Annotated in this window: 16 protein-coding genes; 2 read left to right on the top strand and 14 right to left on the bottom strand. The window is 54.6% G+C overall.

The genetic code is table 11. The features are described 5' to 3' along the window. Positions 1–34: 34 nt before the first annotated feature. Together LL947_RS05950 and LL947_RS05945 are read right to left on the bottom strand one after the other, a co-directional pair. Entirely contained in the window at positions 35–553 is a 519-nt protein-coding gene (locus LL947_RS05950; RefSeq protein ID WP_499834226.1) for a L,D-transpeptidase family protein, read from the bottom strand. Then, positions 531–1,235: a TetR/AcrR family transcriptional regulator gene (locus LL947_RS05945; RefSeq protein WP_404417383.1), complete on the bottom strand. Its 705-nt coding sequence runs from the start codon at positions 1,233–1,235 to the stop codon at positions 531–533. Before LL947_RS05945 ends, LL947_RS05950 begins: the two co-directional genes overlap by 23 nt. A 328-nt stretch (positions 1,236–1,563) precedes the next feature. Between LL947_RS05945 and lexA the strand changes: the two genes are divergently transcribed. Further along, entirely contained in the window at positions 1,564–2,250 is a 687-nt protein-coding gene (gene lexA, locus LL947_RS05940; RefSeq protein WP_499834225.1) for a transcriptional repressor LexA, read from the top strand. A 28-nt stretch (positions 2,251–2,278) separates the two neighbouring features. Here the strand turns inward: lexA and LL947_RS05935 are convergent, their stop codons facing one another. Next, a complete protein-coding gene (locus tag LL947_RS05935) occupies positions 2,279–2,950 on the bottom strand; it encodes an energy-coupling factor ABC transporter permease (RefSeq protein ID WP_290821408.1) in 672 nt (223 codons plus the stop codon). Positions 2,951–3,005: 55 nt separating this feature from the next. After that, a complete protein-coding gene (purU, locus tag LL947_RS05930; protein ID WP_404417378.1) occupies positions 3,006–3,860 on the bottom strand; it encodes a formyltetrahydrofolate deformylase in 855 nt (284 codons plus the stop codon). 310 nt (positions 3,861–4,170) lie between these two features. Here purU and LL947_RS05925 point away from each other — a divergent pair, with 310 nt between their 5' ends. After that, on the top strand, positions 4,171–5,772 hold the full coding sequence (locus LL947_RS05925; RefSeq protein ID WP_404417909.1) for a ribonuclease J: 1,602 nt from the start codon (positions 4,171–4,173) through the stop codon (positions 5,770–5,772). Between the two features lie 6 nt (positions 5,773–5,778). Here the strand turns inward: LL947_RS05925 and moaE are convergent, their stop codons facing one another. From moaE to LL947_RS05875, 10 genes are all read right to left on the bottom strand, one after another. Then, a complete protein-coding gene (gene moaE / locus LL947_RS05920) occupies positions 5,779–6,240 on the bottom strand; it encodes a molybdopterin synthase catalytic subunit MoaE (protein WP_290821404.1) in 462 nt (153 codons plus the stop codon). Positions 6,241–6,242: 2 nt separating this feature from the next. Continuing rightward, positions 6,243–7,049, bottom strand: coding sequence for a cyclic pyranopterin monophosphate synthase MoaC (gene moaC / locus LL947_RS05915; protein ID WP_404417375.1), 807 nt, complete (start codon positions 7,047–7,049; stop codon positions 6,243–6,245). Between the two features lie 63 nt (positions 7,050–7,112). Further along, positions 7,113–7,670, bottom strand: coding sequence for a molybdopterin-guanine dinucleotide biosynthesis protein B (gene mobB / locus LL947_RS05910; RefSeq protein ID WP_404417372.1), 558 nt, complete (start codon positions 7,668–7,670; stop codon positions 7,113–7,115). Between the two features lie 30 nt (positions 7,671–7,700). After that, complete coding sequence (locus LL947_RS05905) at positions 7,701–8,894, bottom strand: uracil-xanthine permease family protein (RefSeq protein WP_404417907.1); 1,194 nt, start codon at positions 8,892–8,894, stop codon at positions 7,701–7,703. A gap of 166 nt (positions 8,895–9,060) precedes the next feature. Continuing rightward, positions 9,061–9,690 carry a uracil phosphoribosyltransferase gene (gene upp / locus LL947_RS05900; protein ID WP_290821396.1) on the bottom strand — a complete coding sequence of 210 codons (630 nt, stop codon included), beginning with the start codon at positions 9,688–9,690 and terminating at the stop codon, positions 9,061–9,063. A 96-nt stretch (positions 9,691–9,786) separates the two neighbouring features. Next, a complete protein-coding gene (gene ung, locus LL947_RS05895) occupies positions 9,787–10,470 on the bottom strand; it encodes a uracil-DNA glycosylase (RefSeq protein WP_499834224.1) in 684 nt (227 codons plus the stop codon). 67 nt (positions 10,471–10,537) lie between these two features. After that, positions 10,538–11,017: a xanthine phosphoribosyltransferase gene (gene gpt / locus LL947_RS05890; protein WP_404417366.1), complete on the bottom strand. Its 480-nt coding sequence runs from the start codon at positions 11,015–11,017 to the stop codon at positions 10,538–10,540. A gap of 8 nt (positions 11,018–11,025) precedes the next feature. After that, positions 11,026–11,571 carry an adenine phosphoribosyltransferase gene (locus tag LL947_RS05885; RefSeq protein WP_290821392.1) on the bottom strand — a complete coding sequence of 182 codons (546 nt, stop codon included), beginning with the start codon at positions 11,569–11,571 and terminating at the stop codon, positions 11,026–11,028. 33 nt (positions 11,572–11,604) lie between these two features. Next, entirely contained in the window at positions 11,605–12,903 is a 1,299-nt protein-coding gene (locus tag LL947_RS05880; RefSeq protein WP_290821391.1) for an NCS2 family permease, read from the bottom strand. Between the two features lie 147 nt (positions 12,904–13,050). Next, positions 13,051–13,692 carry a riboflavin synthase subunit alpha gene (locus LL947_RS05875; protein WP_290821389.1) on the bottom strand — a complete coding sequence of 214 codons (642 nt, stop codon included), beginning with the start codon at positions 13,690–13,692 and terminating at the stop codon, positions 13,051–13,053. Between the last annotated feature and the right edge of the window lie 15 nt (positions 13,693–13,707).

The following is a 13,707-nucleotide window of genomic DNA, read 5'->3' as shown; positions in this document are numbered from 1 at the left end:
TGAATGGCTCTCTCTATCATCTGATACGGCCCGCCTAGAGGTGGATCCAGACCGGCGTTCCGGGTACGGCGAACGCGAATACATCCAGCAGGTCCTGGCGTTCAAGCCGGATACAACCATGAGACAGGGGCTGCCCCATCGGTTCAGTGGCAGGCGTACCGTGTATATAGATATAACGACGCTGTGAATCCACCTGTCCACCGCGGTTAAACCCTGTTTCCAGGCCACACAGCCAAAGGATCCGAGTCAGGATCCAGTCTCTTTCGGGAAACTGCTCATGCAAGGCTGGTGAGTAGACTTCCCCCGTCCATCGGCGGCCCTGGAATACGGCGTCAGGCGGCGCACTCTCGCCAATAGCAGCACGCACATAGTGCCAACCCAATGGGGTCTGGCCACTGCCATTTTGCTGGCCGGCCCCCGCCTTGCCAGTGGAAACCTGCATAGAAATCCGTTCCACACGTCCCTGCCACAACGTTAACAACTGCCGAGTAATATCGACATCGATCCACTTGCCGGTGTCAGGAGGCAGTTCAATCAGCAAGGGTGTACGCATTGCTATGCTCCTTGCCCTCGAGCGCCTTGCGTTCCGACGCGACCGGAGTTGGCAATGGTGCATTCATTGCCGCGACCACCACGGGGCGCAAGCGACGAACCAGATCGCGCACGGACACATGCTCCTGATAGTCTTTCTGGGCAATATCTTTAAGCGCATCCAGCCCAGAAAAGGTAAAAATCACTGTCCCCAGCATGAAATGCAAGCGCCAGAAACGCTCAGCATCAGGCAGCTCAGGTGTGGCCTGGCGCACAAGCTCGGTAAAACGTGTGAATACATCACCATATTGCTCCTGGATAAAACGCCGAAGGTGCCCCTGTGCCTGGCTATAGGCTAACCCCAGTAAGCGCATGAACACCTTCAGGCTGTTACGCTCAGCAGGCACCGACAGCACTGTTGTTGCCATTGTTTCCAACAGCACTTCCAGTGGAATGATGCTTCCCTGATAGCGTTCCTCCAGCTCGTCCAATGCGCTATGAAAACGCACACTGAAAGGGTCCAGATAGCGCGAAAATACCGACTGAATCAGGGCTTTTTTGGAGCCGAAATGGTAATTGACCGCGGCCAGGTTGACCTTGGCTTTGCTGGTAATGTTGCGCAATGATGTTTCAGCAAAGCCGCGTTCAGCAAAAAGGACCTCAGCAGTGTCAAGGATACGGGTCACTGTGTCGAGCTGAGCCATGAGAGTGCTCCAGAAAACAGGTGTTTAAAACATGAACCGATATTACGTCATGACTTGCAGTCGCTCAACGCCTGTTGAATCAAAACTGACCCTCAAGCCTTGAAACAGTTGCCGACGGAAGATCAATAACACAGCTATCTCACGCAAGCCTCTGGTATAGCTACACAAAATTCAATACTCAACCTATACTGGACAGAGGCACATACTGTATACTTAATCACATGGTTCATTACGCCAGTTTTTGAAATCGACTAAATAATCAGCCCATCAATAGGTAACGACGCGTTGTTACTTATTCATTACCGACACCTTCAGGTGGGAGAGCTCCATGTCTCGTCCTTTGACTGCGCGCCAACAGAATGTTTATGACTTTATTGTCAAAACCATGGGTGAATTGGGTTACCCACCCACGCGTGCCGAGATCGCCAAGGCACTAGGCTTTCGTTCCCCGAATGCAGCAGAGGAGCATCTCCGGGCATTGGAACGCAAGAAAGTGATTCGCATTATCCGCAACACCTCGCGTGGTATCCGTCTGCCGGCACAGGAAAGCGTTGAAGTGACGCCACCAGTGCCTGAAACCCAGGTAGTCGAAAGCGTACCTGTCAGCAGCAACAACGGCGGGTTACCGATTATCGGCGAGGTTGCTGCAGGCAGCCCGATACTGGCCACAGAACACATTGATCGTTATTGTCCGTTACCCGCGGAATACTTTACACCCAGGGCAGATTACCTGCTGCGGGTGCGCGGGCTTTCGATGAAGGATGTCGGGATTCTGGAAGGCGATCTGTTGGCCGTCCACCGTACCGAACACGTACGCGACGGCCAGATTGTGGTTGCCCGTCTGGATGACGAAGTGACTGTGAAGCGGTTCAAACGCGAGGGCCATCGGGTTCAACTGCTGGCTGAAAACGAGGATTTCCTGCCGATTAACGTTGACTTGCGTTCCCAATCACTGGAAATAGAAGGCGTAGGGGTGGGTGTTATTCGTGGAGGCAGCGGACAGGCACTGGGATAACGGGCCTGCCCGCTTCAGGCGGCATTACTTACTGCATATCAATGTAGCGGTGGTCATTAAAGGTGGCCACCCACTGTGGGTGGTAGACCAGCAGGACACTTAGCAGCATACCGGTAATAAATGCTTCTGATGGCATCAAAAGTGGCAGAAAACGCGCGTATTCCCGGGCAAGATAGACCGCCTCGGGATCTGTGCCCGCCAGTACAATCAGCCCCACCGCTGTCAACCCACCTGCCAGCGTTGCCAGTGCGGTCCCGAAAAAACCGCAGGCAAACATGAAGACCATCAGGTTATCAGGCATCTTGCGATCGACAAATCGCCAGATAAGGCCTGTCGTCAAGGCTGGCACTATCCCGGTCACCAGAACATTTGCCCCCAGCAACGGCCACTCGTTGCGACCGATCAGTACCATGGCAAGGTTGATCATAACGTTACTCAGCAATGCCAGCGGCGCCTTGAACACCAGCGTCATCAAGACGGTAAATACCAGGTGCAGGGTCAGCCAGTCCACTGCTTGCGCGCGCAGTTGCCACATAAGCACAACGGCGAGTGTCGCCGCCAGCCAACGATGTTGCAAAGCGGTATCGTCCAGAAGCGCCTGCCAGGGCTTCAGCATCAACACCCAGACCAGCACTGCAAGGGAAAGCAGCCCGGAAAGCAGTAGCGCCCAAGGCGCCAGGACACTTTCGGAAAAAGACATATAGATACCACCTCAAGCGGTCAAAAGCGGGATTTCCCAGCGAATATTCCAGACCCTAATTGAACACAACCGTCTTGTTGCCGTGAATAATGACTCTGTCTTCAAGGTGCCAGCGAACACCACGTGCGAGCACTGATTTTTCAACGTCGCGCCCAAAACGCACCAGATCCTTTGGCGTATGGCAATGAGTAACCCGATGGATATCCTGCTCAATAATCGGACCTGCATCGAGTTCTTCAGTCACATAGTGACAGGTAGCACCTATCAGTTTAACCCCCCTTTGATAGGCCTGATGATAAGGCTTGGCGCCCGCGAAAGAAGGTAGAAAACTATGATGAATATTGATGACCCGGCCGCTTAAACGCAGGCACAATGCGGGCGGCAATATCTGCATATATCTGGCAAGAATGACACAGTCCGCCTCAAGCGCTTCTATCTGTGCTTCAACGGCATCGAATGCCGGCTGTTTGTCGTCAGGGTCTACCGGAATATGCTGGTATGGAATCCCATACCACTCTGTCAGTGAACGCATATCATCATGGTTGGAAAGTACGCCGACGATATCACAGGCAAGCTCCCCTGCCTGCCAGCGATAAAGCAGGTCCACCAGACAGTGAGATTCCTTGGACACCATGATGACCACTTTTGGCCGCTTGGCCGTGTCGGTCAAGGCCCACTCCATCTGAAAATCTTCGGCCACGGGCCGAAACGCCTGACTGAAAGCATCAGGACCGATCGCCAAGGAATCAGCCAGAATTTCATAGCGCATGAAAAAGCGCCCGGTTTCCAGGTCTGAATGCTGGCTCGCCTCGGTAATTGAGCCACCTTGCTGAGCAATGAAATTGGCCACTCGTGCCACTATCCCTACCTGATCCGGGCAGGAAACCACCAAACGATAATATCGGGACATAAAAAGACTCTGTGATAGCACTGGCCTGAAACTGGCGACGACCATAAATCTATTTCGCCATCCTGGGTTGCTTGCCTCTGCAGAAGGACAAACGACAGTTACAGTGTACCGGATGCAGGCACGCTGATCACGGTTGCAAATTGACCGCCAGCACCGCAGTGATTGTGGCCGCCCCCCTCAATCCCGTATAGTAATGTCCTTACTTTTTTTAGGCTTTTCACCCACGATGCATCCACCCCGCGTACATATTCGTCCCCGTCGTCGCCCCCCGCTGCAGTTACTGCCGCTTGGAGGGTGCGGCGAAGTGGGAATGAACTTCACCCTGTACGGCTATGAAGACCACTGGGTAGCGGTTGATTGTGGCATGATGATCCGTCAGGACATGCCTGGCACCCCTCTTCAGGTTCCCAATCTGGATACCTTGAGCTCTCTTGGCGTTACACCCGCAGCGCTGTTTATCACTCATGGCCATGAAGATCATATTGGTGCGGTCGTCTGGCTATGGCCCAATTGGCAGTGCCCGATCTACGCCACCCCCCTGGCCGCAGGTCTTTTGCGACTCAAGTTTGCCGAACATGGCTTGAGTCCGGATAAGATCATTGTGGTGGAGCCTGGCGAAGCCCTTTCATCCGGGCCTTTCACCGTTCGCCACTTACCGTTACCGCACTCCATTCCGGAAAGCTGCGCACTGATGATGCTAGTGGGTGACTATCGCGTTCTGCATACCGGCGACTGGAAGCTGGATGCTCAGCCATTGGTCGGCAAGCCAGCTGACGCTGGACAGTTTCGCGCCCTGGCACCACTTGACCTGGTAGTGGGTGATTCAACCAATGCGCCAATGCCGGGACATTCAGGCAGCGAGGGTGATGTCGCCCGGGCACTGGCCAGAACCATTGCCAACTGCAAGGGACGGGTCGTCATTTCCTGCTTTGCCAGCAATGTGGCACGAATAGTGGCCATTGCCCGAGCCGCTCAGCAGTGTGGGCGGCGAATCAGCCTGATGGGTCGCTCCATGGAGCGAATGGTGACGGTGGCCAGAGGACTTGGTTATCTTGACGAATTGCCGCCGCTGGTGCCTTCTCATGATCTGGGCTATCTGCCCGCTGATGAAGTCATCATCATTGCCACGGGCAGCCAGGGTGAACCACGCGCAGCGCTGCAGCGTCTTGCTCAGCGTCGTCATCCCTTTGTTGATCTGGAGCCAGGCGACAACATCATCTTTTCAGCCAAGGCGATTCCGGGCAACGAACGCCCTATTGAACGGCTGAAAAAACGTTTTACCCAGATGGGTATTACCCTGTTTGATGAATTCAACCACCCGGAACTCCATGCAACAGGTCATCCGGCACAGGAAGAACTGACAACCCTCTACCGCTGGGTAAAACCGCGTCACCTGCTGCCAGTGCATGGCGAGGCGCGACATCAGCAGGCTCATCAAGCGCTTGCCGAGTCGCTCAACATTGCAGCCCCGCTCGCGCCACTAAACGGCGATCTGATCCATTTTGATGCCCACGGACTCCGCCATCAGGCGCGCTACCCCCAGCCGCCCTGCATTGTCAGCCAGAACAGCGTTGTGCCTCACCCTGGCCTGGAAACATCTACTCAAAACAAACGCCGTGGCAGTCTGTATCTGGCTTTACCTGTCACTGCCAGCGATGTTGGCTGGTGGCGTATCGGCCGGCTGATGCTGGACAACGCTGGAGCAGGCGCGCTGGATGAAGACAGCTTCAGCGACTGGTTGGACGAACAATTGAGCGACATTCATGCTGACACCCTGGCAGAGCTACGTCAGGCATTGCAGCCACGCCTGATCAACTGGCTGGCAGAACATATGCAGCACTTGCCAGATGTGCACCTGCAGATCATGGCGGCAGAAATGCCCGAATGGACCAAACCGGATCAGGAAAGCTGAGAAAGGTTATCCTCCTTGCCAGCGGGTCGCATCCTGCTGGTCTGATTCGCGTTCCTTCACCCAGTAATCGCCATCCCGGGCGTGCTCCTTTTTCCAGAATGGCGCTCGGGTTTTCAGAAAATCCATGATGAAGTCACAGGCTTCGAAGGCATCACGCCGGTGCGCGCTGGCCACCGATACACGAACAATAGGGTCGCCCGGCGCCATATAACCAATTCGATGAATGATTCTGACTCCCTGCAGCGACCAGCGATGCCATGCCTGCTTGCCGATGTCCTCGAGGGTGCGCTCTGTCATGCCCGGATAATGTTCAAGAGTCAGCCCTGTCACGTCAGGGGATTCATTGAAATCACGCACCAGGCCTGTAAAACTGACCACAGCGCCGACATCGCTGCGGTTCTCCAGAAGGTCCTTATAGGCATAAGCCATATCAAAGGCCTGCGTCTGAATACACACGTCAATATTCATGGTTAGCCGCCGGTTACAGGTGGGAAAAATGCCACTTCATCATTGTCTGTCAGGCGAGCACTGTCATTCACCATTACCTGGTTGACTGCACACAAGGTGCGCTGATCACGCAGGATGTCAAAACAGCTGTCCCGAGCGCCGAGCAGTGATTTCAACCCGGCGATATCTTTGGTATCCAACGCATCCAGGGAAATACTGAGATCACTATGCCCCAGGCGCTCGCGCAATTCAGCCAGAAACTTGACGCGTACGCACTCGCCTACACAGCGGTCACCCAGATGTACTTCGCCTGTCGCGCTCTCACCGGCCACCCATGGCGCGACCTGTCTATCGTCAGACCCACGCTGGTAGTCACCGCTTTTGCCACCCACCTTGGTATCCAGTTGCATGCCTTCAATACGCATCGACTTGTCAACAGCCTTGCACATGTCATAAAGCGTCAAACAGGCGACAGACACGGCCGTCAGTGCTTCCATTTCGACCCCGGTCTGTCCTGTCAGGCGGCACAGGGCGGATACATGCACACAGTTGTTTTGCATATCGAGTTCGAAATCTACCGTCACCTTGGATAGCGCCAACGCATGGCAGAGCGGAATCAGTTCATGGGTGCGCTTGGCCGCCTGAATACCGGCAATCCGCGCGGTGGCGATAACGTCTCCCTTGGGCAGCCCCCCGTCCGCCAGCAACTGTAGAGTCTGCGACTGCATCGTGATGCGCCCCGAGGCCACTGCCTGACGCTGGGTTGGCTTTTTTGCCCCCACATCCACCATATGTGCTTCACCGTTAGCGTTCAGATGCGTCAGTTGCATATCAAATCACCCCAGTGTCAATCCAGACCGTAAATTAAGATTGCCAAATGCACCGGCCAGACATTACAGATATTCTTGGCGCCGCATAAAGCCATGAACCCATTCAGCAATACCTGGCACGTCGTCTATATCAAGGCGCGCTACCGTCTTACTCAACGGTCGGATATCCGTTCGTTTGAGCGCCGCTGCACACACCCCGTTATCATCCAAAATAGCGGGATCGCCCACTTCCTGACGATAGACTACCAGCTTGGGAAGGGGCCAGGCCTTGAACCCTTCGACGATGACCAGATCAGGCGCGTGCGGTGCCATCAAGGCCAGCAGATGATTCAGGTCAGGCTCTTGTTGCCCCGGTGTTTCCTGCATCAATGCGTAACGTTGATGAGACGCCACCAACATCGGAGAAGCGCCCGCCTTACGCAATTGGTAACTATCCTTGCCAGGTGTATCCACCTCAAAGGTATGGTGGGCATGTTTGATCACCCCTACCTTCAGACCTCGCTCCTGCAGGATTGGGAGCAGAGCCTCAAGCAGGGTCGTTTTGCCGGTACCGCTCCAGGCCGCCACACCCAGAACAGGAAACCCGGTGGCCACCAGGGGGGCAATCTCAGAGGTACTCATAGCGATCCTTTTTCAAACCGGTGACAAGCTTTATTCATCTTCCTGGGCACGCGGCAAGGCCAGGTTCAGGACAATCCCTACAATCGCGGCCAGGCTCACGCCCTGCAGAGTGAATTGACCACCCCCAAACTGCATCCCGCCAATGCCAAATACCAGAATCAGTGACACGACGACCAGGTTACGCGGAGCCGTCAATGACTGCCCTGCCCTGACCAGGGTGTTCATCCCCACCACAGCGATGGAGCCAAAAAGCAACGTCATGATACCGCCCATGACAGGACCGGGAATGGTCTGCAGCAGCGCCCCCAGTTTACCAATAAAGGCCAGCAGAATGGCGATGATGGCGGCAATTATCATATACATTGGATTGAAGGCGCGTGTCAGCGTTACTGCCCCCGTCACTTCTGAATAAGTGGTATTGGGCGGGCCGCCAAACAGGGCAGCCAAAGTCGTGGCCAGGCCGTCCCCAAGCAATGTCCGATGCAAACCGGGTTTTTCCAGGTAATTCTTACGTGTGACAGAGCCTATCGCGACCATGTCGCCGATATGCTCAACGGCAGGTGCGATGGCCACCGGGATCATGAACAGAATAGCCGCCCAATGAAAGCTTGGAGCTGTAAAGCCGGGCAAGGAAAGCCAGCTTGAAGAGGTAACCGGCGAAAAATCCACGAGCCCCATGATCAGCGCCAGCACATAGCCACTGATGATACCGCCCATGATCGGCACCAGACGCAACAACCCACGACCAAACACCGCCAGTACAAGCGTAATCAGGAGGCTGGTCATGGATAGGAAAATGGCCGAACCATAATCGATATTATCGCTGTTTTCACCGGTAGCCATACTGACAGCCACCGGCGCCAACGCCAGACCTATCACCATGATCACAGGCCCCACCACGACCGGTGGCAACAAGCGATGTAGCCAGGCGGTGCCCTTAAAGCGTACAACCTGTGAAATCACCACATAGACCAGTCCAGCCGCCATCAAACCACCCAGAGTGGCCGAGACACCAAAACTGGCAATTGAGCCTTGAATAGGCGCGATAAATGCAAATGATGACGCCAGGAATACCGGTACGCTCTGACGGGTCACCGCATGGAATACAAGTGTACCTGCCCCCGCTGTAAACAAGGCAACACTTGGGTCAAGCCCTGTCAGCAGGGGGACCAGTACCAGAGCACCGAAGGCCACAAATAACATCTGTGCGCCTGTCAGTATCATCTTGGGCCATGAGTCGTTTTGCACGGCTGTGGTTGTATCGCTCACACGCTGCCTCCATAGAAGGAATCGATGTCTGACGTCCTTGAGCCGCTGGCGGTCTCACGACAGTCATTCAAAAAAATGCCCCCAACGCCTGTAGCGTAAGGGGCAGAAAATAGGGAATTACTTAGCGCGTCCCGAAGATCTTGTCACCGGCATCTCCGAGTCCGGGGACGATATAGCCGTTTTCATCGAGCCGTTCATCGACACTGGCCGTGTAGATCTCGATATCCGGATAGGCCTCCTGAACACGCGCAATGCCTTCCGGGGCCGCCACCAGGACAATCACCTTCATCTGCTCGCAACCACGCTCACGCAGCATATCAAGGGTGGCCACCATGGACCCCCCCGTGGCCAACATCGGGTCAATGACAATGGCCATGCGCTCTTCGATATCGTTGGCAAACTTGGCAAAGTAAGGCACAGGCTGAAGCGTCTCTTCATCGCGATAAAGACCAACCACACTCACCCGGGCACTGGGAATCAGGTCGGTTACGCCTTCCAGCATGCCCAGTCCGGCTCGCAGAATAGGCACAACGGTGACTTTCTTGCCTTTAAGGCGTCGCGTCATGATGGCTTGATCATTCCAGCCCTGAATTTCATGGTCTTCCAGTTCCAGCCCCTGGGTCGCTTCATAGGTCAGTAGCTTGGCCACTTCACCCGCCAGTTCCCGAAAACTTTTGGTGCTGAGATCCATCTCGCGCATAAGACCCAGCTTATGCTGGACCAGTGGGTGATTTATGGCGTGTACGCTCATGGAACTTCCTCGCGGCGATCAGACGTGATGACGACGTTTGTCGACTCGACAAACGTATAAAATTGGCACGTATTCTACTCTCAACAAACGCTCAGGTTAAGGGGCCGCGGGCAATTGCCATTCAATCGGGTCACGCCCCTGAGCGACCAGGAAAGCATTGGCCTGGGAAAAGTGCCGAGTGCCAAAAAAACCACGGTGAGCTGACAGCGGCGAAGGGTGGGGTGCTTCGAGAATCAGATGACGCTGTTGGTCAATCAAGGTCTTTTTCTGCCGGGCATGACTGCCCCACAGCATAAAGACACAAGGTGGTGCTTGCTGACTGACCGTCTCAATAGCCCGATCAGTGAATGCCTCCCACCCTTTGCCACGGTGAGAAGCCGCATTACCCTGCTCGACAGTCAAGGCGGTATTCAGTAACAGCACGCCCTGGCGGGCCCAGCTCTCCAGACAACCATGGCGCACCGGCTGAAACCCGATATCGCTGGCCAATTCCTTGTAGATGTTGGCAAGTGATGGCGGCACCGGCACACCCGGCTGAACAGAAAAGCACAGCCCATGCGCCTGATTTGGGCCGTGATAAGGGTCCTGGCCCAGAATCACCACCTTGACGTTGCTCAATGGCGTCAGCTCGAAGGCACGAAACCACACGGAGGAATGTGGGTAAACCACTTTTCTGGCGGCTTTTTCAGCCGCAAGAAACTGCTTGAGTGAGTGCATGTAATCAGCCTGGAATTCGGCGTCCAATGCTTCTGCCCACTCACCCGATAATGGATTTGCCATACCTGCCCTCGCTCATACCCTTCAAGTAGCAGCCGCTTGCAGCTGCGCTCACGCTGGTTGAGCCCGATTACTTCTTGACCTGATCCACCAGCGGCTCGACATAGGCGACGCCCATATCCCAGGGGAACTGGATCCAGCACTGCTGACCTACTTCAGTCAGGTACTGATCAACCAGCGGTTTGCCTTCCGGTTTGGCATAAATGGTCACAAAGTGTGCCTTGGGTAACATTTCCCTGACGGCGCGGGCGGTTTTGCCGGTATCGACCAGATCATCCACAAGAAGCCAGCCCTCACCGTCATGATCAACACCTTTAAGGATGTCAAGCTGGTTTTGCTCCATATGATCGTAGCTTTTAATACATACCGTATCGATCAGCCGCACGTTCAACTCACGGGCTATCAGCGCCGCAGGAATGAGCCCGCCGCGCGTAATGGCAATGATCCCTTTGAAATCCCGTGCCACCAGTTGATGGCAAAGTTCGCGCACATCACGGTGCAGCTGATCCCATGAGACCGTAAAATGCTGCCGATAACGATGACTGCTCATAAAAGGTGTTACTCGCTTTCATTAAAGGAACATACCGCGAATACACCAAAACCGGCATCGCGAATTTTCTGGGAACCTCCCAGCTCAGGCAGATCGATAATGGTTGCCGTTTCAACCACCTGCCCACCGCTGCGCTGAATGAGGTTGGCAGCAGCCAGCATGGTGCCGCCCGTGGCAATCAGGTCATCCATCAGCAGGATACGGTCATTCTGGTGAAAAGCATCTGCATGCAATTCCACTTCTGAGTGGCCGTACTCCAGCGTATAGGTTTCACTGATGGTCCTGAACGGCAGTTTGCCCTTTTTACGTACAGGCACAAAACTGCAGCCCAACTCGTAGGCCAGCGGTGCGCCGATAATAAAGCCACGTGCATCAATAGACGCAATCGCATCAAGGTTCATTTCCTGATAGCGGTGTACAAAACTATCAATCAGCTTGCGAAATGCCGCGCTGTTCTGCAACAACGGCGTAATATCGCGGAAATTCACCCCTTGCTCGGGCCAGTCAGGAACCGTGCGGATAACGGACTTGATATAATCGCCGTAGATGCTCATTGCGTCTCTCATTGGGTCATCGAAGATGGAGGGTTAATCCAGGAACAGGAACTTGGCTACAAACAGAAGTGCCAGCAGGACAACCGCCGGGTTGAGATCCTTGAAACGGCCAGACAGAGTCTTGATCGCCACAAAACTGATAAAGCCCAACGCAATGCCTTCGGCAATTGAAAACGTAAGCGGCATCGCCAGTGCGGCAATCAGCACAGGGGCAGCTTCGGTCGGGTCATCCCAGTTAGCGTGTGCCAGGCTGCCTGCCATCAACACCGCGACGTACAGCAGTGCACCTGCGGTGGCATAGGCAGGGATAGAGCCCGCCAATGGCGCAAAAAACAGGCTGACCAGAAACAGAATCGCGACCACGACCGCTGTGAGACCGGTGCGCCCGCCTGAAGCAATCCCGGCGGTGGATTCAATATAGCTGGTGGTGGTCGAGGTACCCAGGGCAGCACCTGCCATGGAGGCGGTGCTGTCAGCCATCATGGCTCGCCCGATGCGGGGCAGCTTGCCATTTGCGTCGAGAAGGTTACCGCGCTGTGCCACACCTACCAAAGTGCCAGATGTATCAAACAGGTCAACAAACAGGAAGGCAAAAATGACGCTGAGCATGGCCACGTCCAGCGCGCCCAGGATGTCCATCTGCACAAGGGTCGGCGCAATGGAGGGCGGCATGGACATCAGACCACCGTATTCATTGTGGCCCAGCAATATGGCCACAACAGTCACACCCAGAATACCGATCATCACCGCACCCGTCACCTTCAGGTAGGCCAGCGCAGTGATCACAAAAAAGCCAACCAGCGCATAAATGGCGGCCGGTTCACTCATATCCCCCAAGGCCACATAGGTCGCCTGGTCAGACACTACGATACCGGCGTTTTTCAGTGCGATCATGGCCAGGAAGAGGCCAATACCCGCCGCGATGCCAAGGCGTAAAGAAAGTGGAATCGAATTAATGATCCACTCACGTATCTTGAAGATACTTAACAGGAAAAAGCAGAAACCGGAAAGGAATACGGCGCCCAGCGCCGCCTCCCAGGTGTAGCCCATTCCGAGCACAACACCGTAGGTGAAGAAGGCATTCAGGCCCATACCAGGCGCTTGGGCAATCGGATAGTTGGCCCAGATTCCCATTATCAGACAGCCAATGGCCGCTGCCAGACAGGTGGCGACAAAGACGGCTCCGTAATCCATTCCTGCTTCAGACAGAATACTGGGGTTGACAAAAATAATGTAGGCCATGGTCAGGAATGTGGTGATTCCGGCAATAACCTCGGTTCTTATATTTGTCTTGTGTTCTGTCAGCTTGAAGTGCTTATCCAGAATGTTCATGAGTATGATTACCCTTAGTGCAAACGCTGCGGCGTCAGAGTGCAAGAAAAGCCGCACATATTACCTAAAGGCCAGCATTCATGCGAGCCTTAAGCAAATGAGCAGCCCATTTGAATACGCAGCACAAGGCTACGCTTTTCAGAACATCTAGTTTGCAATATCGAGGCCACGTGAACTCAACATACGTTCAACGGTTTCAACGATCACCTGAGTCTGCGGGTCAATTTCGATATTCACGTTATCTCCTACCTGACGATCGCCCAGACTGGTACGTGCCAATGTTTCCGGTATCAGGTTGACGCAAAATGCCACAGCGTCGCTTTGCTCGTTACGTCCCACCTCGCCTACCGTCAGGCTGATGCCATCTACGCCGATATAGCCTTTTTCAAACACAAAACGGCCTATTTCTGGTGACAGGGTAAACCACAGGCGACGATTATTCGGCGCTTCTTCAATCTCGCTCAGTGTTGCCATACAGATCACGTGGCCTGACATGGAATGCCCACCGATCTCGTCACCGAAACGCGCAGCACGCTCAATATTGACTCGGCTACCTTCAGTGACTGCACCAAGATTGGTCAAGCGCAAGGTTTCACGCATCAGATCAAAACTCACGCATTCACCGTCGATGGCGGTCGCCGTCAAGCAAACACCATTATGTGCAACGGAAGCACCCGTCTTCAGCCCCTCGCGCATTTCGGCCGGCATCCTGAGAACATGTGTCCGGAACTGCTCCAGCTCCTTGATGGCGACCACTTCAGCTGTACCCTGAACGATACCGGTAAACATAGAGACCTCATTAAA

This window comes from Halomonas sp. BLK-85 (genome assembly GCF_044792155.1).
Classification (GTDB): Bacteria; Pseudomonadota; Gammaproteobacteria; order Pseudomonadales; family Halomonadaceae; genus Vreelandella.
Note: the sequence above shows the minus strand (reverse complement) of the source record. Positions and strands in the feature narration are given on the sequence as shown.